This is a genomic window from Geminocystis sp. NIES-3708, from assembly GCF_001548095.1.
Classification (GTDB): Bacteria; Cyanobacteriota; Cyanobacteriia; order Cyanobacteriales; family Cyanobacteriaceae; genus Geminocystis.
Genome location: NZ_AP014815.1, coordinates 3,777,296 through 3,801,299, shown reverse-complemented (window position 1 = coordinate 3,801,299; position 24,004 = coordinate 3,777,296). Strand labels below are relative to the sequence as shown.

The following is a 24,004-nucleotide window of genomic DNA, read 5'->3' as shown; positions in this document are numbered from 1 at the left end:
ATCTGTTTTTTATATTGATGGTAAAGTATGGCTTTTTATTAAGCAATTAATTATTGTATTTCAAATTACCGATTACAACTTAATTCTATAATTATTGTTGTTCATGCAAAATTAGACTTATGTACTTATTAAATCTTTATGTCATTATCAAAAAGATTAAGGTCTTTTTTAAACATTTTTAACTATAAAGAACTTCTAATTAATTAAAATTATTATAATATTGTTCAATAAAAATTCCTATGAGAAAAATTATTATTACTCATCCTATTGCAGACGCAACTATAAATCAATTAAATTTCAAATTAATAGAGGATAAATTCATTTTATCTAACGAAAAAGTTTTTTACCAAGAAAATTTAGAAGAAATTATTTTATATGTACCAAATATTGGTCTTAATCAAATTCCTGATGAAGATAATGATCCCGCTATCGAAAAATTAAACAATTATTTAATTAAGTTTAAACCTGATATTTTAATTGTAGGTAGTAATGCAGTACCTTCACGGATAATAGTTAATTGGAGAAAAGCGGTAGGAAAAGATCAAAAATTAATGATTATTAGACGAGGAGTTGACACTAGATCTATAGATATCAATATGGCAAACAAACAAAATATTTTAGTAACGAATTTACCCGGAATTAATTCTCCTTATGTTGCTCAACATATGATTGAATATTTAAACTTAGATCAGGTTAAAAAATCTCATAAAATTGCTATTATTGGTATTGGTAATATAGGTAAAGAAATTATTAATAAATGTTTAAAAAATAATCTAAAAACTTATATATTTAGTCCATCTTTAATGGATAAAAAACAACAATTATTTTATTTAAAAATAAAAGGCATTAACCCTACTCAAGTTATTTGCACAACATCCATTTCTGAAGTAATAAATAATGCAACTCATGTGGCGATCTCTGTACCATGGAAAGATAAACATGGTAAACCTCAAGGGGGAATTATCACTGAGACTGACATTAAAAACTTACAATTACCAGCAAAAATTGTATCAGCATCCGTGCCTAGAATATTTACCCCTTCTGCGTTGGCGCTGATGGATAAATTAGCCAAAACACAAGAGATTTTTGTGAGAATCGATACTGCTAAACGTCGTGCGGAAGAATTTATTCCTCAATATCCCCATCTAAATTTTGGTTACAACCAAGCTTTTGCATCTGTTGAGTGTCAGATTGCTTTAGACAATGCCATGTTATTAAAAGCAAGAAATTATTAGCAAAAAAAATATGAAAAAATTGGCTGATAATTCCCGTATTATAACATTGTATTGTTAGGTCAAAATCAAAAAAATCACATGTTTCTTAATACTTTAGTTCTAAGTAAGGCTAAAGAACTAAAGGTTTTCATCCTTAATGTCAAAAATTCATGTATTAAAAATCAAAGCACAAAAACAAGAATTGAGAAATTATTTAGGTGGTTTATTAGGATATTTTCAAAGAAAAAATATTCGTCAAATTACCAGTAATAATGTTGATATTATTTATCATAAATTACACCATTTTTTAAAAGAATCCACTTATATTCAAACTAAAATAAGTCTATATTTCTCTTTAATTATTGATGATTCAGAACATTGTAAAATTAAAAGAAAAAAATTGAAAATATCTCTAAATAATTACTAAAAATAGATTTTTAGAATTAATCAAATAAAGTTCTCTAAAATAGAGAAAAAACTCTTTAGTTAGCAATAATAAATATTCAATTATCAGTATTATTAAGAGTAAAAACTTTCCCTATCCTTATCAATACGGAAAGTTTTGAAAAATCCGCAGATATTGATTATTTAATGACTAATAAAACTCGAGAAAAAGTCTGTGAAAATTTGATAGTATAAACTTATAGACCAAGAAATTAATAGGTTGTTGAGTTTATGACAATACCAAGTCAAAAATGAAAGAAGTCTTATTAAACATTTTATTTTGGTGTTTCGATGCCCCTACTTTCATTCAATGGCATCGTTTGGCAAAAGGCAAGGCTTAATTCGATAGATGAGAAATAAACCCTTGAACACTTTTGCCGAAGCGTTAGAAGCGTTTCGTACAGATTTTTGGATTTTTTGAATAGTTAAAAGAGAATATTGAAGTATTTAGTTTACATAAAGGCAGTTTGGGTTTTATTTGGAGTTAATTTTTGTCTAATTACTGATAAATAATTCTTGCAATGATTGGTCAGATTTTGTTGCTTTATTCTCTTTTGGCACAGTAAATTCTGATGAAATTAATCATATGACACGATTAAGCAGTAACTTATTTGCCTTCGAGGATATTTTGCAAGGAGGAGATTTAGATTATAATGATGTCATCTTAGAGTTTAATTTTTCTTAGTTTTAAGAACTGATTTTTTTGGTAATTACGAATTTGTGAGTAGGGTATTCCCCCTTTAATCAGAAATATTAAAACTATATAATAAATTGAGTGATAATTAATTCTTAATTGATAATAAACAAAATTTTAGTAGATTAATATTTTATTTTATTACCTTTTAATAATCATAAAAATTATCTATTTTCATCAATTACTATTTATTATTTATTCACTATTATTATTTATTATTTACATGAATTATCTAAAAACAAATGCAACCAACAAATCCGCAACAATTCACAGAAAAAGCATGGGAAGCAATCGTTAAAACCCCCGATATTGCTAAACAAAATCAACATCAACAAATTGAGAGTGAACACCTATTAAAATCTCTATTAGAACAAGAAGGATTAGCCGTCAATATTTTTAATAAAGCGAATGTAAATGTCCCTCGTTTAAGAGAAAAAATAGATGAATTTATTAACCGTCAAGCTAAAATAAAGAATATAACTGAATCTGTGTATTTGGGTAAAAGTTTAGATACTCTTTTAGACAGAGCTGATAAGTATAAAAAAGAATTTGATGATGATTTTATTTCCATTGAACATATTATCTTAGGCTATGCACAAGATGAACGTTTTGGCAAAAAATTATTGCAAGAATTTAACTTAGATGAAACTAAATTAAAAACTATTATTAAAGATATTAGAGGAAGTCAAAAAGTGAGTGATCAAAATCCTGAAGGTAAATACGAATCTTTAACGAAATATGGACGAGATTTAACGGAATTAGCAAGGCTTGGTAAACTAGATCCAGTTATTGGTAGAGATGATGAAGTACGGCGTACTATTCAAATTCTTTCCCGTCGCACAAAAAATAATCCCGTCTTAATCGGTGAACCGGGTGTTGGTAAAACAGCTATTGTAGAAGGATTGGCTCAACGTATTATAAACCGAGATGTACCTGAATCATTACTTGATCGTACCCTCATTGCTTTAGATATGGGCAGTTTAATCGCTGGTGCAAAATATCGAGGAGAATTTGAAGAAAGACTCAAAGCTGTATTGAAGGAAGTCACAGAATCTCAAGGGAATATTGTCCTTTTCATCGATGAAATTCATACAGTTGTAGGGGCAGGAGCGACTCAAGGAGCAATGGACGCAGGAAACCTCTTAAAACCCATGTTAGCAAGGGGTGAATTGCGTTGTATTGGGGCAACAACCCTTGATGAATACCGCAAGTATATCGAGAAGGATGCGGCTTTAGAAAGACGTTTTCAATCGGTTTTCGTAGGTGAACCTAATGTAATCGATACTATCTCAATTTTGCGTGGTTTAAAAGAGCGTTATGAAGTTCATCACGGGGTAAAAATTGCTGATACTGCTTTGGTTGCGGCGGCGATGCTTTCTAATCGTTATATTAGTGATCGATTTTTACCAGATAAAGCTATTGATTTAGTGGATGAATCTGCCGCTAAATTAAAAATGGAAATAACTTCAAAACCAGAAGAATTAGATGAAGTTGATCGTAAAATTTTACAATTAGAAATGGAGCGTTTATCTTTAAAAAAAGAAGAAGATCAAGCATCTGTTGAAAGACGAGAAAAATTAGAGCAAGAATTAGCCAATTTAAAAGAGCAACAATCATCTTTCAATGCCCAATGGCAAGGAGAAAAAGAGGTAATTGATCAAATTCGTAGTTTACGAGAATCTTTAGAAAAAATTAACGTTGAAATTCAACAAGCTGAACGAGATTATGATTATAATAAAGCCGCCGAATTAAAATATGGAAAATTAACGGATATTCAGCGACAAATTAAAGAAAAAGAGAGTTTATTAGCAGAAAAACAAACCAGTGGAAAATCTCTTTTAAGAGAAGAAGTTGAAGAGTCAGATATTGCTGAAATTATCTCTAAATGGAGTGGTATTCCTATTAGTAAATTAGTAGAATCTGAAAAAGCAAAATTATTACACCTTGAGGATCAACTCCATGAGCGAGTCATCGGGCAAAATGAGGCAGTTATAGCTGTTTCTGATGCAATTCAGCGATCTCGCGCAGGTTTAGCCGATCCTAATCGTCCTACCGCCAGTTTTATCTTTTTAGGTCCGACAGGTGTAGGTAAAACAGAACTTGCTAAAGCCTTAGCTGGTATTCTCTTTGACACGGAAGATGCGATCGTCCGTATAGATATGTCAGAGTACATGGAAAAACATACCGTTTCTCGTTTAATGGGTGCACCTCCGGGATACGTTGGTTACGAAGAAGGAGGACAACTTACCGAAGCTATCCGCCGAAGACCTTATTCTGTGGTATTATTTGACGAAATCGAAAAAGCTCATCCTGATGTGTTTAACGTCATGTTGCAGATTTTGGATGATGGACGTTTAACGGATTCTCAAGGGCGTACTGTTGATTTTACTAATACTATCATTATCATGACCAGTAATATTGGTTCGCAGTATATCCTTGATTTAGCTGGGGATAACTCTAAGTATGAAGAAATGCGTAGTCGGGTAATGGAAGCAATGCGAGGTAACTTCCGTCCTGAATTTTTGAACCGTATTGATGAAATAATTATCTTCCATAGCCTTGAAAAATCAGAATTGAGAAATATCGTCAAAATCCAAGTTCAACGGTTAGAATCACGCTTAAACGAGCAGAAAATGACCTTAAAAATGTCTGATACAGCCCTCGATTTCCTTGCTGAAGTTGGTTATGATCCTGTCTATGGTGCAAGACCTTTGAAACGTTCTATACAACGCTACTTGGAAACTGCGATCGCCAAGGCTATTTTAAGAGGGGAGTTTAAAGACGGAGACATAATTTTTGTAGATGTAGAAGACGAAAGATTGAGCCTGAAAAGTGCGTAACCTTGATTTTACATTCCTAACTATTCTTGGCTAAGAGAAGATACTGGAATAGACTTGTACATTATTTTTGTCAGCAAACTTTAAGTACTGATAACAAACTTGGGAAAACTATTTTTTATCAGTACACTAAAACTTAATAGACAAACTTAAAAAAGTCAAGTTTATTATCTTATTTTCTCACGTTATAATAACCTGTAATTTAATCATTAAGATAGATTGGGGTTATGATTGATCAACTTTTCGGCAAAAAAAAAGATTCTCCTTATACTCTTCGTTGGCATGAAAAAATCTCCGAAATTCCTCAATCAGCATGGGATGCGATGGCTTTACCTCTTTCAACTCCTTTTTTAGAGTGGGAATGGTTACATAATCTTGAGACTTCTGGTAGTGTTAACTTTCGCACAGGTTGGCAACCATGTCATCTAACGGTTTGGCATGAACATAATTTAGTTGCCGCCGCACCACTATATATAAAAGGTCATAGTTACGGCGAATTTGTCTTTGATCATCAATGGGCAGATTTAGCTTATCGTTTAAATATTGAGTATTATCCTAAATTATTGGGTATGACTCCTTTTACTCCTGCGGTGGGTTATCGTTTTTTGATTATGGAGGAAGAAAACGAGTTAAAAATAACGGAAATGATGGTTAATGCTATCGATAATTTTTGTCTTAAAAACAAAATTTCAGGTTGTAACTTTTTGTTTATTGATCCTCAATGGCAATCTATAATTTCTCAATTTGGTTTTACAGCTTGGATGCACCATGGTTATATTTGGAGTGATCATGACTTTTCCAGTTTTGATGATTATTTACAAATATTTAATTCTAATCAAAGAAAAAATATTAAACGAGAAAGAAAAGCTGTTGAAAAAGCAGGATTAATCACAAAAAATTTAGTAAGTGATGAAATTCCTCATTATTTATATTCTTATATTTATAAGTTTTATAGCAATACTTGTGATAAATTTTATTGGGGGAGTAAATATCTTAAAAAACAATTTTTTGAACAACTTTATCCCAATTATAAACATAGATTAATGTTAGTAACTGCCTATCGAGAAAATGATGATCATACCCCTGTAGGAATGTCTTTTTGTATTTATAAAGGAGAAAATTTATATGGTAGATATTGGGGAAGTTTAGCCGAATTTGACTGTTTACATTTTGAGACTTGTTATTATAAACCGATTGAATGGGCTATAAATCAAGGCATTAAAATGTATGATCCTGGTGCTGGAGGATCACACAAACGTCGTCGAGGTTTTCCCGCTACTTCTAATTATAGTATGCACCGTTTTTATAATCCTAGAATGAACAGTATTCTCAATCATTATATTGATGAAATTAATATGGCTACCACAGAAGAAATAAGAGCAATTAATAACGATTTACCTTTTACTAAAAAACAAATTAATTTCACAATTAGTAAAAATTGAATAGTATTTATCTAAATAATTGAACTTCACAGTTAATAATGATAACTGCCATCAAAAAATTTAATTATTATTATATTTCTTTCCTCGTTTTCCATTTCTAGTTTTGTTTTCACTCATTTTCTTCTGTGGCACTTAGCAGATTTTCTGCTTTGACTTAAAAAACTCAAATAAAAACTACCTTGCCGATAATAACTAAATCCTAGTAGAATGGAAAATTGCTGAGTAAATTAAATATTTATTAAATAAATTAGGAGATAATTATTATGGCTCGTGTATGCCAATTAACTGGAAAAAGAGCAAATAACGGTTTTGCAGTTTCTCACTCTCACCGTCGTACCAAAAAGTTACAACACGCTAACTTACAAGACAAAAAAATTTGGTGGGCAGAAGGTAAATCTTTTGTTAGATTGAGACTTTCTACTAAAGCCTTAAAAACTCTAGATAAAAAAAGTTTGAATGCAATGGCAATAGAAGCGGGAATAGATTTGCAAAAGCATTTATGCTAAGTTTTTAACATTGAAATCATTAAGAGTTGACAATCTACAGTTAATTTTTGTAGGATACTTTTATTCTATTTAAATTAGATTAAAGCATTTATTTGAATAAATCTGCCTTTATGTTAAAGGATGAAATTTTTTAAATAATTGTCTCAACTTTAGATTAAATTAAATTGAATCTCTATCTACACTACCAAAAAATACTGGTTCAACTCTTAAACAAACAATACTAGCAGGACGTACTACCATGTACTCTCCTTGTATGTTTTTTATGGGAACATTAACAAAATCTTTAGAATCAGCTTTTGGTACTAACTCCCCACTGTACCATTTTTGAAATTCCTGAATTGTCGTAAAACGAACCTCTTCTCGATGACCATTACTAATGAGTATATGTACGATATATTCGTCGGGTTTTCTCGCCATGAAAAATTATCCTTACAATAAATTTAATCTCTCTTAATTATTTTTGCATAAGTAGGTCAACCTACAAAATTATATCAGATAGAATCAGGATAAATCTTTCCTTCCCTGATTACTATGATTAATCTTCAAAAAAATATCCAAGAGCGCAGATCTTTAGATCAAGAACAATTGTTAAGATTAATTAATGCTTTGCCTATTTGTGTCTCTTACATAGATTCTCAACAACAATATCGTTTTGTTAATCACACTTATGAGGAATGGTTTGGGTTAACGTTAACAGATATTAAGGGTAAATATTTACGGGAGGTTATTGGAAAAAAAGCCTATGAAAAAGCCTTACCCAATATTAACAAAGTTTTACAAGGGGAAAAAGTAGTTTATGAGGCGGAGTATCCTTATCCTCAACAAAGCCGTTTTGTTTCTAGTACTTTAGTTCCAGATTTTGACACTCAAGGCATTGTTAGGGGATATTATGCCTATATGGAAGATATTACTGATAAAAAACGAGCGGAAATAGAATTACGACATAGTGAAGCTCGTTATCGTGCCGTTATTAATGTCATGTCAGAAGCAATTGTTGTGATGAATTCTCAAGGAATTATCATAGCTGCAAATCCTAGTTGTGAAAAAATTTTAGGTTTACCTTTAACTCAATTAATTGGTATGAGTTATGATCATTATAATTGGATAGCAATAGATGAATTTGGTCATGATTTTCCTCCCCAAAAACATCCGTCTTATTTAACTTTAACAGAAGGAAAATCTTTTGAAAATGTAGTAATGGGTATTAAAAATCAAGAAAATAATTTGATTTGGATTTCTATTAATAGTAAACCATTACAACTATCTGAAAAACCTTATGAGTTTTATGCAGTAATTTCTTTTATTGATATTACTAATCAGAAAAAAATTGAAAATAAATTAAAAAAAAATGAACTAAAATTAAGACAAATTACTGATAGTATTCCAGGAGCAGTATTTCAGTATAAATTAAATAAAAATGGAGAAAATAACTTTATTTTTATGAGTGAAGGAATTGAGCAATTATATGAAATTGAGAGAATAGAAGTCATCAATAATTGTCAAATTATGTGGGATTTAATATTACCAGAAGATACTTTATTATTTAATCAATCTTTACAAAAATCTATTGATAATTTTCAACCTTTTTTATCAGAATTTCGTATCCAAACTCCTACAGGTAAAGTTAAATGGATTGCAGCCGCTTCCACACCCTATTTTGAATCTTATAATGAAATTATTTGGAATGGTATTCTTACAGATATTACCGATAGAAAAATAAAAGAAGAAGAATTATTAAAAAGTGAAGCAACTAATCAGGCATTATTAGAAGCTATCCCAGATTTAATGATTTTTGCGGATCAAAATGGTATTTTTACTGATTATAAATTAAGTAAAGAATTTTCTATTGATTTTTCTTCAGAAGAATTGTTAGGAAAAAATCTTTATGATATTTTTGAATTTTCTTTAGCTGAAAAATTTATAAGCATTTATAAAAATGCTTTAGTTTCTGGAGAAATACAATCTTTAGAATATCAATTAGAAAAAGATGGCAAAATTAATTTTTATGAAGCTAGAGTTATTGCTACAGATACAAAAAAAATATTAACTATTATCCGAGATTTTACCTTACAAAAAAATATAGAAAAAGCCTTGAGAGATAGTGAAGAACGTCTTAAAATTGCTATCGAAGCGGCCAATATTATTTGCTGGGAAATTAACATTAAAACAGGAATAATTAAAGGAATTGGAAAAATTATTAATAATCTTTGGTATTATGAATGTTGGCAATTATCTATTAAGGATGCTTTAGGTGAAATTAATGATAATAATGAGCGTTATTTACTACACTTAAAAATTCGTCAATTAGCAGAAAAATTTGATAAATTTATTTTTGAGTACTATATCAAAGAATATGATAAATGGTTTTTAATTTCAGGAAAAGGAATTAAAAATAAAGAAAATTTATTAGAACAAATAATTGGTATTGCTTTGGATATTTCTGAACAAAAAAAGCGTGAAGAAACAATTAACCAACACCAAGAACAATTAAAAACTATTATTAATAATATTCATGATGGTTTATTAATTATTAATCAGTGTGGAGAAATTTCTTTTGCTAATTCTGCGGCTGAAAAATTATTAGAAAAATCTCTTTCTCAATTAATTGGTTATAATTTTGGTCTTCCTTTTACTACCCATACAGAATTAGAATTATTTCAAACTTCTCAACGAAAAATTGTCGAAATAGATAGTATTATTTCTCAATGGGAAGGTAAACCTGCATATGTCGTATCTATGCGAGATATTACCGTAAAAAAAGAACAAGAATACTTATTAAATTTAGCTAAAGAAAAAGCAGAAAATGCTAATCAAGCCAAGAGTGTTTTTCTCGCTAATATGAGTCATGAATTACGCTCTCCATTAAATGCTATTTTAGGTTTTAGTCAATTATTAACTCGTGGAAAAAATCTTACTTCTGAACAAATTAATAAATTAAATATTATTAATAATAGTGGAGAATATTTATTAAATTTAATTAATGATATTTTAGATATTAGTAAAATTGAAAATGGCTCAATGATTATTCATAACAATGAATTTAATTTGATTAATAATTTAAAAGAAATTTATTCTTTATTTAGTATAAAAGCTCAAGAAAAACATTTACAATTTAATTTTCAAATAGCTTCTAATATCCCTGATTTAATATATAGTGATCACCTAAAAATAAGACAAATTATTATAAATTTAGTTAGTAATGCTATTAAATATACAGACAAAGGTGAAGTCATTTGTAATTTTGATTATGAAAAATATAATGATATAGAAATAATAAAAATTAAAATAAAAGATAGTGGTAAAGGAATTAATGACGAAGAAATATTATCTATATTTGAACCTTTTGTTCAAACAAAATCAGGAGCAGAAAGTCAAGTAGGTAGTGGTTTAGGTTTAGCAATTACTAAAAGTTATCTTAATTTATTAGGTGGTAGTATTAATGTGGAATCAAAAATAAATGAGGGAAGTAAATTTACAGTGATAATTCCAATTATGAGTATTTCTAATAATCAATTAATGTGTCAAATTCCTGAACAAAAAAGAATGATAGTTCATGATAATAATCCACCTTATCGAATTTTAATTGTTGATGATGATGAATCTAATAGACAACTAATGAAAGAGTTATTACTACCAATAAATTTTACTCTTGAAGAAGCAATAAATGGATTAGAAGCAATACAAAAATATAAATCTTTTGAGCCACACTTAATTTTATTAGACTTAAAAATGTCAATAATGAACGGTATTGAAGCAGCAACAGTAATTAAGAAAATGAGCAAAGAAAAAGGAGAATCTTATCCAAAAATTATATTTATTACCGCAGATACTTTTACAGAAAATACATCAAAAATTCTTAATTTAGGTAATGGCTTTTTAAACAAACCTATTAAAGAAAACAGTTTACTTTTAGAAATAACAAAACAACTGGATATAACCTATAAATTAGTGATGGAAAAAGAAGACTTTATCCAAGAAAATATATTTGACAATGAAAGAAAAATTATTAATCCAAGTTGGTTAGAAAAAATGCACTCTGCTATTTTAAACTTAGATCATTATCTTATGAAACAATTGATAGAAGAAATAAAAATTGAAAATCAAAACTTGTATCATAAATTACAAATACCGTTAAATAATTACAATTATGAAGTTATTTTGAAAATCATGGCAGATTTCACTCCTAAAGACTTACAATAAAAAGTATCAAAAAAATTTTTTTCAAAATTAGAATAACAAATCTCAACAGTTTTTAAGTGAATTTTATTGTTAATTCTTATATCTTACTCAAATGAAAAAAATGACATATTCCCATGATATTGATGAAAATAAGAAAAAGAAAGATACGATCTTAGTAGTTGATGATTTACCTGAAAATTTAAGTTTATTAGCAAATTTACTAGAATCAAAAAATTATGATGTCAGAGTCTGTCGCAGTGGAAATTTAGCTTTAAAAAGTTTAACAAGTTTTACTCCAGAATTAATCTTATTAGATGTAAAAATGCCTAATCTTAATGGTTATGAAATTTGTGCAAAAATTAAAGAAAATCAGTTAACTAAAAATATTCCTATAATTTTTTTAAGTGCATTAGATTCAACTTTTGATAAAGTAACTGCCTTTAAAGTTGGTGGTGTTGACTATATTACTAAACCTTTTCATGAAGAAGAAGTATTAGCTAGAATTGAAACTCAATTAAAAATTAAACAACAAACAAAAAATTTAGAAAAAGAAATTCAAATCAGAAAACAAGCAGAATTACATTTAGAAGAAATTAATAAAATTTTATCAGAAAAAACTCAGCAATTAGAATTAATTAATCAGGATTTACAAGCATTTAATTATACCGTTTCTCATGACTTAAGAAATCCTTTAACCATAATTTTTTCTGCAAGTACATTATTAAAAGATAGATGTATAAATATTTTAGATAAAAAAGATCAAAGATTTTTAGACATGATTCAAGAAGCTGGGCAAAGAATGAATCAAATTATTAATGATTTAATAGTTTTATCTCAAATAGGTAATGATCAATTATTTATTCAATTTATTAATCTAAATGATATTATTAAAGAAATCATAGAAAAACTAAAATATAATAGTAAATATGCAAATGTAAATGTTATTATTGAAGATAATATTACTGGTTTTGGAGATCCAAGATTTTTAAGAATTGCCTTAGAAAATTTATTAGATAATGCTTTTAAATATAGCTACCAAAGAGAAAATCCCTGCATTAAAATCAGTCAAATCTCATGGGAATATTTAGAGAATCATGAAAATTTATTTTTAACACAATATCCTCATCTATCATTACAAAAAATAAAAGAGGAAAATAATTCAGCATCAGTATATTTTATTACAGATAATGGCATTGGATTTGAAATGGAGTACGCCCAAGATATTTTTTCTCCTTTTAAACGTTTAATCAATAGTCATGAGATTGAAGGCACAGGTATCGGATTATCTATCGTGAAACGTATTATTGATCGTCATCAAGGCTTTATTTTGTGTGAATCAGAAATTAATAAAGGTTCAACATTCTATTTTACGTTACCTGCAAAAATACAATAGTATTTGTTATCTTTGCAAATCATTGATAAACATAATTAATCGTAAAGGATAGAGATATAAAATAGATAAAAATAAACTTTAAAAATTTGTTAAGATACTGAATAAAATGAAATTGCTACACTTAAATTTAATGGTTCAATATTAAAGGCTATGAATAATTTTAAAAGTAAAATTGGTTTTAAAAATAATCTTGATAAATTATTATTTGTGATTGCTACCATTTATCTAATGATAGTATTAGGATGGTTTTGGAAACACCAAAAAATTATCTCATCATCATCAAATATAGTTAATCCTAATCAAAAATCTCAGAATAATTATCCTCAAAATTCGGAGATAAACAACGACACATCTACACCCATTAATAACACAAATTTAGTTCCATCAAACATTAAAATAAATCAGCTAAAAAACCCTATTTCTTCATTCCCTCAACCGCCCACTAATACAGATATCGCTACAAATGCTTTAAACATCCCCCCTCTACCAAATACAGACATTTCCAGTAGCAATTTTTTACCACCACCACCATCAGTATTACCTTTACCAATTTCTCAACCCCCTCAACCAAAATTATCTCCTCCAACACCTACACTTTCAAATCCTATAAATGCTTCCAGCATTAATCCTCCTCCTCCTCCCATCGCTTCAAAGCCAACGTCATCTGTCAGCAAATTAACTAAAGTGCCTACCATCAACACTTTAAATGTTAATACTCAGAATAATAATCAAATCCCACCAGTTGCAACTATCCCTCAAAAAACTCAAATACAAACTAATTATAATTACACCTTAATTGGTATTGTCGAATTAGGAAATAGTGGTAGTGTTGCTTTATTTAATATCAATAATTTAACAGAAAAAGTACCTATTGGTAATGAAATTGGTACAACTGGATGGGTGTTAATGGGGTTAAATGGTACACAAGCCGTAATTACTCGTCAAAATCAATCGGTTTATTTAAGAGTAGGAGAGACATTTTAGAGATATGATCAACATTTATGGTAATTTTATTTAACTATTAATATTATGGGTATATTTGAAGATTTTAGTAATTTTTTAGAATCTCGCCTAGAAGAATTTTTACAAAGTAATCCACACTTAAATTTAACAATTATTGCCCAAGAATTAAACACTCAAAAGCAAGATACTACTAGATTAATTTCTAGCTTAGAATTAGAACTTAAAAAAATAGAAAATGATATTTTAAATCTAGGAAAAGAAATACAAACTTGGCATAAACGCATTGAAAAAGCAAAAACTGCTGGGCGATTAGATTTAGCTACAGAAGCAGAAAATAGACAATCGTTATTGTTAAATCAAGGTAACTTACTGTGGCAAAAAATGGAACAAAATAAACAAAAAATAGTTAAAAATAAACAATTATTAATTTCTTTAGAAACAAAACAACAAGAAGTAAATTTAAAAATAGCTCAATTAAAAGCAAAAGAACAAAATACTGACTACTCACACACTCAGAATAATCAATCTTCATCCTCATCCTATAATTCTACAGATGATTTAGAAACTAAATTTCATCAGTGGGAAATAGAACAAGAATTACAAGAAATGAAAAACAATTTAAAATGAACATAAAAATTAACAATTATCAATTTTTTGTTACTTAATCTTTCAAATTACTTTAATTTTCTTAGTGATCAATATAACTGTTAATTTTTACAAAAAAAAAGTATTTCTCTAAAAAAAATTAGTATCATTTAAAGAATAAACCATTATATAGATAATGAATTTAATAGCGAAGGTAGCTCATGAATTTTAAAAATCTTTCATCTTTAACCATTATTGGTTTAGGATTATGTCTTGGTGCAAGTTCCATCAAACCTGCTCAAGCCTTTCAATTAGAAGCACAAAGTAAAGAATCAACATTTAATTCTCAATCACTTCTTCTTAGTCAATTAAGAGGTCATGATACTTATATGGGTGATCCTCAAATTGAATGGGGTGATAATGTTTTAGGTCGAGTTATCGCCAGAAGTGGAGATATTGTATTTATCAGAGTTGAAGATGGAGGAGTTTTTCATGCCAGTGGTACTTTTACCCCCGGCTCTGATGTTTTAGTCGGTAAAAACGCTGATGGTGGATACTATTTAGTCGATAGTTCTCATTCTGAGTGGATTTCCATCCTCCAATCTAAATATGGTTACAAACGATTAGGAGAAACATCTGCTTCTTTAAATGAACGTACTGCTGCTATTTGGGCAGAGCTAAATTCTTCTCGTAGCACTACTACTGCTATTCCTCCTCGTGTTCAAACTGAATCGACATACACACCTCAACCCCAAGTTGAACAATATAATCAACCCATTAGAGGATTATGGTAATTTTTCGATAGAATAAAATTTATCAAGTAACAGACTTTGCCACTATCAAAATCTATAGTGTCTTAGTTTGTTGCCCTATCGATTGGATCTGTGGAGTGACAACAAATGAAATCTGATTCTGTGAATGGTTGTTTGGGTAAAAATTTTTTTCTTTCTTTAGTGACATTAGGTTTTCTTCTTACTAATGTTTCCCCTAGTCATAGTTCTGAATCTTTTTCTGATATAAAAGAAGATTTATTACAGATAGAAATGCCTAGTGTTCCTAATCTCAAAAATTCTAATCTATATCTTTATAGTCCTGAAGAAACTATGAGTATGAAATTAGTATTAAGATTAGGCTTAAAACAAGTTCAAGTTTATGAACAAGACAAATTAATCGCTAGTTTTCCCGTGGCAGTCGGAAAAAAAGGATGGGAAACCCCAGTGGGAGAATTTGAGATTATTCAAATGGTAGAAAATCCCTCATGGCAAAATCCTTGGACAGGAAAAGTTGTTCCCCCTAGTCCGAATGGTCCGTTAGGAGAACGTTGGATTGGCTTCTGGACAAATGGCAAAGACTTTATCGGTTTTCATGGTACTCCAGGTGAACATTTGATTGGTCAAGCGGTATCCCATGGTTGCGTTAGAATGAAAAATAAAGATATTAAAGAGCTTTTCAATTTAGTCTCTTTAGGTATTCCCGTTTCTGTAGTTAAGAATTAATAATTTAGTGATTAACAATTAACAATTAAATTTGATGTTGCTAATTAGAGCTATAATTTTTCATTGAAAATACTCAACAGGCAAAGTAATAACAGTAATTATAAAAAAACCATTGACTAATTCTAACCATGATTTCACGGAAGATGACTGTAATTGGATAGATGAAGAAAGTGATCATCTTACTAACGACAATTATCCAGAAAATTATTCTCCTCCTCCTAAACTAAAATCCTATAAATTTAAACCTGCCACTATTGCCCTAGTCGAAAGTGCTTTTTTAGCCAGTACGGCTAGTTTAATTTGGTTAATAGACTATTATTTTCGCTTAGGTCCTTTTTTAAAAATGCTTTTTCCCCTACCTATTGCTTTAATTTACTTACGGCGAGGTAAAAGAGCATCAATTATTACTACCATAGTTTGTGGTTTATTATTAGGCATTTTAATGGGTCCTCCTCGTAGTATTGTTTATATTATCCCCTACGGTTTAATGGGCATACAACTAGGTGCATTATGGCGTAATGGTGCAAATTGGTATTTATCGATTTTCATGGCTAGTGTTATCGGTTGTTTTGGTTTTTTCTTTCGTTTTTGGTTATTTTCGATTCTTTTAGGAGAAGATTTATGGGTATATGTTATTAGTCAAATTACTAATTTAGCAGACTGGATCTTCTTAAAATTAGGTATTTTAGCCGAACCTACCCCTATAATGATTCAAGCATTAGTCGTGATTGTGGTTTTGACTAATAATCTTATTTATAGTTTAACAGTTCATTTAATTGGATTATTAATGTTCGATCGTCTTAATAACCCTATTCCACGCCCTCCTGAATGGATGAAAGTAATTTTAGATTATGAATAATTAATTTTTTACGTCTAATCTAATACTTCTAATAACTGCTTTTTATTTCCTAAAAATAAGGGAATTATAGCTTTTGTAATTGACTCTAAAGTATTCATGTTTTTATCTCCTATTATTTATTATTTTTGATTATAAAATTTGTAATAATTTAGCTTGAGAAGACTCTAAAATTGAATCTCGAATAAAACTACTTGCCTTGATAATTTCTAATCCTATTATTTCATCTTTTTTATTTAATTCGAGAGTGATATAATATTAAAAATAATTTTAGTGTTACTAATTTCATTAGTATTATTAATCACCTCTTAATTGTCTTTTTAATAGATCTATTTCATCGTCTATACTTATGTTATTCAAACTATTATTATTATTTTTGAATTCTAATACTTTAAATTCTAATATTTCCACAGCATTGATAGCTTTTTGTAAATAATTTTTAATTAACTTTATTTCTCCATCAATATCTAATTGTTTTTCTGTTATAAAATCACCATTAGACCAATCATTTTCTAAATTTTTATCTTCTGTTTGTTTTATTTCTAGCATTTTTTCTTCCATTTTCTGAAAAGCAGATAAAGCTAAATCTGATTGTCTTTTTTTATATTTATCAATTTCTGCTGAAAGTTGACTAAGTTGAGACTCCAAACTTTTAACTTGATTTATATAGACATTTTCTTGAAAAGAAGCCTCTTTTAATAAATCAAGTCGGTTATTCTCTTTAGATGATTTGACTCTTTTTGACCACATTAACAACTTAAATTGGGCTTCTTCTAATTCCTCCAATACTTGTTTTTTTCTTCGATTTAATATGATAATTGATTGACCAAAATTATTCATTTTATTATACTCCTAAATTTTAATTAATAATAAAATATTTAAAGATATTTCGTTTCATTGATTATGCCGTAAAGGGCAAACTATAAACTATTCAAAAATATCTAATTGGCTCATTATTTTCTCCGTATTTTCTTCCTTTGAAGGAGTTAATTTTTTGATATTTTTGCGTAAACCGATCGCAATTTTACTATGTTTTTCAATTTGACTCATTACCTGTTTCGCACGGCTAATTACTACTTTTGGCAAACCTGCCAATCTTCCCGCCTCAATACCATAAGATTTGTCAGCTCCTCCTGCTTTAACTTCGTGCAAAAATATGATGTCATTCTCTAATTCCTTCACCGTGACTTGATAGTTAGCAACGTTGTCAAGAATGGAGGCTAATTCGTTTAATTCGTGGTAATGAGTAGCGAAAATTGTACGACACTGTATCTCGATCGCTAAGTATTCCGCAACAGCCCAAGCTATAGAAAGCCCGTCAAAAGTAGCTGTACCTCTCCCTATTTCATCAAGCAATACTAATGATTTATCGGTGGCATGGTTTAAGATATTCGCCGTCTCATTCATTTCTACCATAAAAGTCGATTGCCCTGTACCGATGTCATCTACTGCACCTACTCTCGTAAATATACGATCACAGATAGATAATTTAGCGCTTTCGGCGGGAATAAAACTCCCTATTTGTGCCATTAATTGAATCAATCCTACTTGACGCAAATAACAACTTTTACCACTAGCATTTGGTCCTGTTAATATTATCAAATCTGGTGAATTTTGATCGCCTAAATAACTAGAATTAGGCACAAACATTCCAAATCCTAATAATTTTTCTACCACAGGATGACGACCATTTTTAATTTTAATAATTCTATCGTTCGTAATCTCAGGTCGGTTATAATCTTGATAGACAGATAACTCTGCTAATCCTGATAAAACATCCATCGCCGCTATTGCTCGGGCTACTTTTCTAATTTCTTCCGTTTTTTCAGCTACTAAAGAACGTAAATTTACAAATATTTCATACTCGAATTTTGCCAAGTCATCTTTAGCATTTAAAATACGATTTTCTTTTTCTTTTAACTCAGCAGTAATATATCTTTCTTCGTTCAATAAAGTTTGTTTGCGTTGATAATTTTCTGGGGCTAATTCAGCTTTTGATCGAGGCATACTGATATAATAACCAAAGGTTTTGTTATAACCCACCTTCAAATTAGTAATGCCTGTGCGTTGCCTTTCCGTCACTTCCAGATTAGCTAACCATTCTCTATCACCATCAATCAATGTGCGCATATCGTCTAACTGCTGATTGACACCATCTCGAATAATCCCTCCTTCCTTGACGTGTTGGGGTGGAAACTCCACAATGGTATCTAACACTTTTTTCCCTAATTCTTCCAACTCAGGAGGCACATTTTGCAACGCTTGAAAATAGGGTGATTTGCCTTCCTTCGCTAATTCTGCTAAATAGGTCAATTTTGCTAAAGAATCGCCTAAATTGAGTAATTCCTTGGGATTTGCTGTCCCTGCACCGACTCTCCCCGTTATCCTCTCTAAATCGTAAATACTCTTAAATAATTGCCTAATTTCTTCTCTCAAAGGCAGATTTTCCATCAATTCGGCGATCGTATCTTGACGGGCAATAATCCCTAGCTTATTGATTAAGGGTTGCAATAACCATCGTCTTAAAGCTCTTGCTCCCATAGCTGTACAAGTTCTATCCAAAGCCCACAATAAAGAGCCATGAAAGGTGTTATCTCTTACTGTGCTTGTGATTTCGAGGTTTCGCCGTGTGGTGCTGTCTAAAACCAAATAATCGGCTATACTATAAGTGCGAATTAATTGTAATGGTACTTGATTTGCCTTTTGGGTATCTTGTACATATTCTAGTAATCCTCCTGCCGCACGAATGGCTAAGGGTAAATGTTCACAACCTACACCCTCTAGGGATTTGAGTTTAAACTCTACTAATAATCTGGGCTTGGCTTCGTTGATGTCAAAGGCTTTTTGCGATCGCAAGGAGTAACAAAAGCAATCGGGAAGAAAGTCGGGAAGACTCTCAGATTTTTGACCCGGACGCAGTAAACTATTAATATCAGGAGCATTAACGGGGAAAAGCACCTCTGCTGGTTGTAAACGCAGTAATTCAGTCGATAAAGAGTTTAAATCTTGATTTTGAGTCGTAAAAAATTCTCCTGTGGAGATGTCTGCATAAGCCAAGCCCCAATAATCTTTCGCTACTACTACCGCCGCCAAGAAGTTATTTTGTTTCGAGGGTAACATCTCATCTTCAGTGATTGTACCCGGAGTTAATAACTTTGTAATCGCCCGTTTAACAATTCTTTTCTCCGCCGCCGCCGTTGCCGCATCTTCCACTTGATCACAGATTACCACTGCATAACCCTTTTCTACCAATTGTCGTGCATATCGATCAAGGGCGTGATGAGGTACACCCGTCATGGCAATTCTACCAACATTTTGCCCTGCTTCTTTACTGGTGATAACTAATTCTAATTCTTGAGAAATTGTCACTGCATCTTGAAAAAAGCACTCGAAAAAGTCACCTACCCTATAGAGTAATAATGAGTTAGGATATTGCTCTTTTACTTCCACATAATGCTTATACATCGGGGTTAAATCTTCTTGTTTGATGGGGCGATAATCCTCATGGGGGGCATTTCTCGTGGCTTTACTTGTGACAATCTCGCTCATTCTTTCAACATACTTTTACAGTTTTTTCTATTCTATTATTAATTAGGTTTAATTAACTAATCAAGTCTTAATTCTCGGAAATCCCAGATAACATTGTTGGTGAAGAAAAACAGAAGAGAGAGAAAATAAACTAATACGTATTTAACTTATATTTTTTAAAATTAGTAAAAAAATAAAAAAACTATTCTCCATTGTACTTTTTGCCTACTTTTAGCAGTCAATTTAGATGTGTCGAGTTTTTAGTAGATAGCAGTAAGAATTGATACAAACTTGATCCAATATTTGTTACACTCAACAAAATAGTTATCATCTAAGAAAAAAAGTTATCAATGTTCACACAAACCGATAAAAGCTTAGTGCCTGTAACAGTTTTAACGGGTTATTTAGGTGCAGGAAAAACCACATTACTTAATCATATTCTTACCCATGAACATGGAAAAAAAGTTGCAGTAATAGTTAATGAATTTGGTGAGGTTGGCATTGATAATCAATTGGTTATTTCCACAGATGAAGAAATATTTGAAATGAATAACGGTTGTATCTGTTGCACCGTCAGAGGCGATTTAATGCGTATTATTGGCAATCTACTTAAAAGACGAGATAAATTTGATCATCTTGTCATTGAAACAACAGGATTAGCTGATCCTGCACCAGTAATACAAACTTTTTTTGTGGATGAGGATTTAAAATCAGAACTACTTTTAGATGCTGTAGTGACAGTGGTAGATACTAAACACATTCATCAACATTGGGATGCAGATGAAGCACAAGAGCAAATTGCTTTTGCTGATATTGTTTTACTCAATAAAATAGATTTAGTTACTCTTGATGAGTTAGAAGATTTGAAAAAACGTATTCGAGAGATGAATGCGATCGCCAAAATTTATCCGACAGAAAATGCTAATATTAACATGAATAATCTGTTAGGTATTAGAGCATTTGATTTAGAAAAAGCCTTAGAAATTGATCCTAATTTCCTTTCAGAAGATGCTCATGAACATGATGAATCCGTCTATTCTGTAGCGATTATCGAATCAGGAGAATTAGATTTAGATAAATTATATAACTGGATGGAACAATTATTGCGTACTCAAGGACCTGATATTTTCCGTATGAAAGGTATTTTAAACGTATCACAAATGGATGATAGAGTGGTTTTTCAGGGAGTGCATATGTTGTTTGATGTAACTATTGATCGTCCTTGGAAACCCGAAGAAACTCGTAAAAATGAGCTGGTATTTATTGGACGTAATTTAGATGAAAAGCAATTAAAAGAGGATTTTAAAGAGTGTTTGAACTAAATAATCTTACACTAGAGTTACAGTGGCAAGGGGAATTAGAAGAATATATTACAGCTTTAAGTTGGTCAAAAGATGGAAAATTAGCGGTAAGTTCTGCGGGGGGAGAAGTTCTTGTTTTTACTGATAAACCACAATTAGTTCTCAACCCCAACGAAAAAAAAGACTCTATTAACTGTTTGGATTTTTCTGCCGATGGTCAATTTTTAGCTGTAGGGGGGCAAAATGGTCAATTAAAAATTTGGCAATTACCAGAATTAAAATTAATCAATACCCTTGATGGTAATTTACAATGGCTAGAAAATTTAGCTTGGCATCCCCATGAAAATTGCATTGCCTTCAGTGAGGGACGTTATGTCAAAATTTGGGATGTCGTTTCTCAAGAAATTTTGATTACTTTACCCTTTGAAAATTCCTCCGTGTTAGATTTAGCTTGGAATCCTAAAATAGGACTTTTAGCGATCGCAGGAAATGGAGGTGTTAAAATTTGGGACTCTACAAATTGGGAGGATGATCCTTTCTATATCGAAATGGATGCAGCCGCCTTGAAAATTGCGTGGTCTGAAGATGGGGAATATTTAGCTATGACATCCCTTGATAAAATCGTTTTAGTGTGGGGAGGAGGAAATTTAGTCCCGTGGCGATTATCAGGATTTAGAGGGAAAATCAGAAACCTTTGTTGGTCAAAAATCTCATCACAAGAAGTTCCCGTATTAGCTACTTCTTCCATGGGAGATATTATTATTTGGGAAAAAATGAAAATCAATAATAGTTGGGATGCCTCTGTTTTAACCTCCAATGATTGTAATATTAATGATTTACAATTTCATCCTCAAAAACTTTTATTAGCTAGTGGCAATAAAAAAGGTCAGTTATTTTTATGGTCAAAAGCAGAAAACTTAACTCAAAATTCAACCCTCTTATCAGGAGGATTATCTTGTTTAAAATGGGATTTTTTAGGACAAAAATTAGCATTAGGAAGTGATCGTGGTGAGATCATAATTCTTAGCAATAAATAAACAAAACTCTTACTCTGTGCATTATAATTGATTTCTTATTAACACATAAATTCGATATAAAAGTAAGTAATGACTGACTCTCTTCGACTCTATAGACAGACAGACTATATTTTTTGTGAATGAATAAAGTTCTCTCAAAAATGTATCGAAATACTGGGAATTTTTCTACCTGTCCACCTGTCCAACTGCCTTGTCTTCATTATTTTTCTTTTGTCAAACTGAGGTATCATTCATTACCCATTGCTTAATTCCACCATTCTATTAAATGGGTCTGAGTTTAAATTTAAGTTAAAAATAGAAGTGTAAAGGTGCAAATATTATGTCATAATTGAGGGTATTGTCCATTTAGATTTAACGCCCGTGGTAGCGACGAAAATTCATCAACCCCATACAAATCATCATCTAAGAACAGGCTGGAAAGGCTTAATTGAAGAATACAAATCTTACTTGCCAGTAACTCCAGAAACACCTATTATCACCTTGAGAGAAGGAAATACTCCTTTAATTCCTGTCCCTGTGATCTCAAACATGATCGGTCGTAACGTCAAAGTATTTGTCAAGTATGATGGATTAAATCCCACCGGATCATTTAAAGATCGAGGCATGACTATGGCAATATCAAAAGCTAAAGAAGCAGGAGCAAAAGCCGTAATTTGTGCAAGTACGGGAAACACATCTGCTGCTGCCGCCGCCTACGCCACAAGAGCAGGAATGAAAGCATTTGTGATCATCCCTGATGGTTACGTAGCTTTAGGAAAATTAGCCCAAGCATTAATTTATGGTGCTGAAGTTTTAGCAATAAAAGGTAATTTTGACCATGCTTTAACTATTGTGCGTCAAATAGCTGATAATTACCCTGTAACTTTAGTCAATTCCGTAAACCCTTATCGCTTGGAAGGGCAAAAAACCGCAGCGTTTGAAGTGGTGGACACTTTGGGATATGCACCTGATTGGTTAGCTATTCCCGTGGGAAATGCAGGAAATATTACGGCTTATTGGATGGGTTTTTGTCAATACCATAGTGAAAATAGATGTGATATTTTACCTCGGATGATGGGATTTCAAGCCTCTGGCTCTGCTCCTTTTGTAGAAGGGCATCAAGTTTTAAAACCTGAAACCGTAGCCACTGCCATTAGAATTGGTAATCCCGCAAATTGGGAAAAAGCTTTGGGAGTGAAAGAGGCATCTAAAGGTGAATTTAACGCCGTTACTGACAGTGAAATTTTAGAAGCTTATCGTATTTTAGGCAGAGATGAGGGTGTTTTTTGTGAACCAGCGAGTGCAGCATCTGTGGCAGGAGTTTTGAAATTAAAAGATCAAATACCCGATAATGGCACTGTTGTTTGCGTATTGACAGGGAATGGTTTAAAAGATCCTGACAATGCAATGAAAACTAGCGAACTAGGCATTAGATCTGGCATTGAGCCTGATTTACAAGAAGTAGCTCGGATTATGGGATTTGACTAATTAACTTTAAAAATCGTCATTATTTGGGTGAATGCTATTCACCCCTACGGATTTTCTACGTT

19 protein-coding genes are annotated in these 24,004 nt (G+C 30.9%); 16 read left to right on the top strand and 3 right to left on the bottom strand.

All coding sequences use genetic code 11. The annotated features are described in order from the left end of the window. The first annotated feature begins 239 nt into the window (after positions 1 to 239). From GM3708_RS16675 to rpmB, 6 genes are all read left to right on the top strand, one after another. Entirely contained in the window at positions 240 to 1,235 is a 996-nt protein-coding gene (locus GM3708_RS16675; protein WP_066349183.1) for an NAD(P)-binding domain-containing protein, read from the top strand. Between the two features lie 136 nt (positions 1,236 to 1,371). Continuing rightward, positions 1,372 to 1,641, top strand: a complete 270-nt coding sequence (locus GM3708_RS16670; protein ID WP_066349182.1) for a hypothetical protein — start codon at positions 1,372 to 1,374, stop codon at positions 1,639 to 1,641. Positions 1,642 to 2,160: 519 nt separating this feature from the next. Next, positions 2,161 to 2,343, top strand: a complete 183-nt coding sequence (locus GM3708_RS18145) for a DUF4114 domain-containing protein (RefSeq protein WP_082714177.1) — start codon at positions 2,161 to 2,163, stop codon at positions 2,341 to 2,343. A gap of 251 nt (positions 2,344 to 2,594) precedes the next feature. Next, the gene (gene clpB / locus GM3708_RS16665) at positions 2,595 to 5,192 is read left to right on the top strand and encodes an ATP-dependent chaperone ClpB (protein WP_066349180.1); all 2,598 of its coding nucleotides are present in this window, start codon (positions 2,595 to 2,597) and stop codon (positions 5,190 to 5,192) included. 224 nt (positions 5,193 to 5,416) lie between these two features. After that, on the top strand, positions 5,417 to 6,631 hold the full coding sequence (locus GM3708_RS16660; RefSeq protein WP_066349179.1) for a GNAT family N-acetyltransferase: 1,215 nt from the start codon (positions 5,417 to 5,419) through the stop codon (positions 6,629 to 6,631). A gap of 263 nt (positions 6,632 to 6,894) precedes the next feature. Continuing rightward, the gene (gene rpmB / locus GM3708_RS16655; RefSeq protein ID WP_066349178.1) at positions 6,895 to 7,137 is read left to right on the top strand and encodes a 50S ribosomal protein L28; all 243 of its coding nucleotides are present in this window, start codon (positions 6,895 to 6,897) and stop codon (positions 7,135 to 7,137) included. 159 nt (positions 7,138 to 7,296) lie between these two features. On the opposite strand, the gene GM3708_RS16650 is transcribed toward rpmB, so the two are convergent. Further along, entirely contained in the window at positions 7,297 to 7,554 is a 258-nt protein-coding gene (locus tag GM3708_RS16650) for a hypothetical protein (RefSeq protein WP_066349177.1), read from the bottom strand. A gap of 114 nt (positions 7,555 to 7,668) precedes the next feature. Between GM3708_RS16650 and GM3708_RS16645 the strand changes: the two genes are divergently transcribed. From GM3708_RS16645 to GM3708_RS16615, 7 genes are all read left to right on the top strand, one after another. After that, the gene (locus GM3708_RS16645) at positions 7,669 to 11,337 is read left to right on the top strand and encodes a PAS domain S-box protein (RefSeq protein ID WP_066349175.1); all 3,669 of its coding nucleotides are present in this window, start codon (positions 7,669 to 7,671) and stop codon (positions 11,335 to 11,337) included. Positions 11,338 to 11,437: 100 nt separating this feature from the next. After that, positions 11,438 to 12,709 (top strand): response regulator, encoded by a 1,272-nt coding sequence (locus tag GM3708_RS16640; protein WP_071827683.1) that lies wholly within the window; start codon positions 11,438 to 11,440, stop codon positions 12,707 to 12,709. A 150-nt stretch (positions 12,710 to 12,859) separates the two neighbouring features. Then, the gene (locus tag GM3708_RS16635) at positions 12,860 to 13,693 is read left to right on the top strand and encodes a hypothetical protein (RefSeq protein WP_066349171.1); all 834 of its coding nucleotides are present in this window, start codon (positions 12,860 to 12,862) and stop codon (positions 13,691 to 13,693) included. A gap of 45 nt (positions 13,694 to 13,738) precedes the next feature. Next, positions 13,739 to 14,299 carry a TIGR04376 family protein gene (locus tag GM3708_RS16630; RefSeq protein WP_066349170.1) on the top strand — a complete coding sequence of 187 codons (561 nt, stop codon included), beginning with the start codon at positions 13,739 to 13,741 and terminating at the stop codon, positions 14,297 to 14,299. 179 nt (positions 14,300 to 14,478) lie between these two features. Continuing rightward, on the top strand, positions 14,479 to 15,051 hold the full coding sequence (locus GM3708_RS16625; RefSeq protein ID WP_066349169.1) for a hypothetical protein: 573 nt from the start codon (positions 14,479 to 14,481) through the stop codon (positions 15,049 to 15,051). Positions 15,052 to 15,156: 105 nt separating this feature from the next. Continuing rightward, positions 15,157 to 15,753, top strand: a complete 597-nt coding sequence (locus tag GM3708_RS16620) for a L,D-transpeptidase (RefSeq protein WP_066349168.1) — start codon at positions 15,157 to 15,159, stop codon at positions 15,751 to 15,753. A gap of 112 nt (positions 15,754 to 15,865) precedes the next feature. Continuing rightward, positions 15,866 to 16,612: a DUF2232 domain-containing protein gene (locus GM3708_RS16615; RefSeq protein ID WP_066349166.1), complete on the top strand. Its 747-nt coding sequence runs from the start codon at positions 15,866 to 15,868 to the stop codon at positions 16,610 to 16,612. A 294-nt stretch (positions 16,613 to 16,906) separates the two neighbouring features. Here the strand turns inward: GM3708_RS16615 and GM3708_RS16610 are convergent, their stop codons facing one another. Further along, positions 16,907 to 17,449 (bottom strand): hypothetical protein, encoded by a 543-nt coding sequence (locus tag GM3708_RS16610; protein ID WP_066349165.1) that lies wholly within the window; start codon positions 17,447 to 17,449, stop codon positions 16,907 to 16,909. 87 nt (positions 17,450 to 17,536) lie between these two features. Next, positions 17,537 to 20,158 (bottom strand): DNA mismatch repair protein MutS, encoded by a 2,622-nt coding sequence (gene mutS / locus GM3708_RS16605; RefSeq protein ID WP_066349164.1) that lies wholly within the window; start codon positions 20,156 to 20,158, stop codon positions 17,537 to 17,539. 329 nt (positions 20,159 to 20,487) lie between these two features. Between mutS and GM3708_RS16600 the strand changes: the two genes are divergently transcribed. From GM3708_RS16600 to thrC, 3 genes are all read left to right on the top strand, one after another. After that, a complete protein-coding gene (locus tag GM3708_RS16600; protein WP_066349163.1) occupies positions 20,488 to 21,459 on the top strand; it encodes a GTP-binding protein in 972 nt (323 codons plus the stop codon). Beyond that, positions 21,447 to 22,475 carry a WD40 repeat domain-containing protein gene (locus GM3708_RS16595; RefSeq protein ID WP_066349162.1) on the top strand — a complete coding sequence of 343 codons (1,029 nt, stop codon included), beginning with the start codon at positions 21,447 to 21,449 and terminating at the stop codon, positions 22,473 to 22,475. The genes GM3708_RS16600 and GM3708_RS16595 overlap by 13 nt, the downstream gene beginning before the upstream one ends. Positions 22,476 to 22,835: 360 nt before the next feature. Next, a complete protein-coding gene (gene thrC, locus GM3708_RS16590) occupies positions 22,836 to 23,942 on the top strand; it encodes a threonine synthase (RefSeq protein WP_066349160.1) in 1,107 nt (368 codons plus the stop codon). Positions 23,943 to 24,004: the final 62 nt, after the last annotated feature.

Bases quoted from the DNA above. Each gene is read 5' to 3' on its own strand.
- GM3708_RS16675 (WP_066349183.1), top strand. From the start codon at position 240: ATGAGAAAAATTATTATTACTCATCCTATTGCAGACGCAACTATAAAT.
- GM3708_RS16670 (WP_066349182.1), top strand. From the start codon at position 1,372: ATGTCAAAAATTCATGTATTAAAAATCAAAGCACAAAAACAAGAATTG.
- clpB (WP_066349180.1), top strand. From the start codon at position 2,595: ATGCAACCAACAAATCCGCAACAATTCACAGAAAAAGCATGGGAAGCA.
- GM3708_RS16660 (WP_066349179.1), top strand. From the start codon at position 5,417: ATGATTGATCAACTTTTCGGCAAAAAAAAAGATTCTCCTTATACTCTT.
- rpmB (WP_066349178.1), top strand. From the start codon at position 6,895: ATGGCTCGTGTATGCCAATTAACTGGAAAAAGAGCAAATAACGGTTTT.
- GM3708_RS16650 (WP_066349177.1), bottom strand. From the start codon at position 7,554: ATGGCGAGAAAACCCGACGAATATATCGTACATATACTCATTAGTAAT.
- GM3708_RS16645 (WP_066349175.1), top strand. From the start codon at position 7,669: ATGATTAATCTTCAAAAAAATATCCAAGAGCGCAGATCTTTAGATCAA.
- GM3708_RS16640 (WP_071827683.1), top strand. From the start codon at position 11,438: ATGACATATTCCCATGATATTGATGAAAATAAGAAAAAGAAAGATACG.
- GM3708_RS16635 (WP_066349171.1), top strand. From the start codon at position 12,860: ATGAATAATTTTAAAAGTAAAATTGGTTTTAAAAATAATCTTGATAAA.
- GM3708_RS16630 (WP_066349170.1), top strand. From the start codon at position 13,739: ATGGGTATATTTGAAGATTTTAGTAATTTTTTAGAATCTCGCCTAGAA.
- GM3708_RS16625 (WP_066349169.1), top strand. From the start codon at position 14,479: ATGAATTTTAAAAATCTTTCATCTTTAACCATTATTGGTTTAGGATTA.
- GM3708_RS16620 (WP_066349168.1), top strand. From the start codon at position 15,157: ATGAAATCTGATTCTGTGAATGGTTGTTTGGGTAAAAATTTTTTTCTT.
- GM3708_RS16610 (WP_066349165.1), bottom strand. From the start codon at position 17,449: ATGAATAATTTTGGTCAATCAATTATCATATTAAATCGAAGAAAAAAA.
- mutS (WP_066349164.1), bottom strand. From the start codon at position 20,158: ATGAGCGAGATTGTCACAAGTAAAGCCACGAGAAATGCCCCCCATGAG.
- GM3708_RS16600 (WP_066349163.1), top strand. From the start codon at position 20,488: ATGTTCACACAAACCGATAAAAGCTTAGTGCCTGTAACAGTTTTAACG.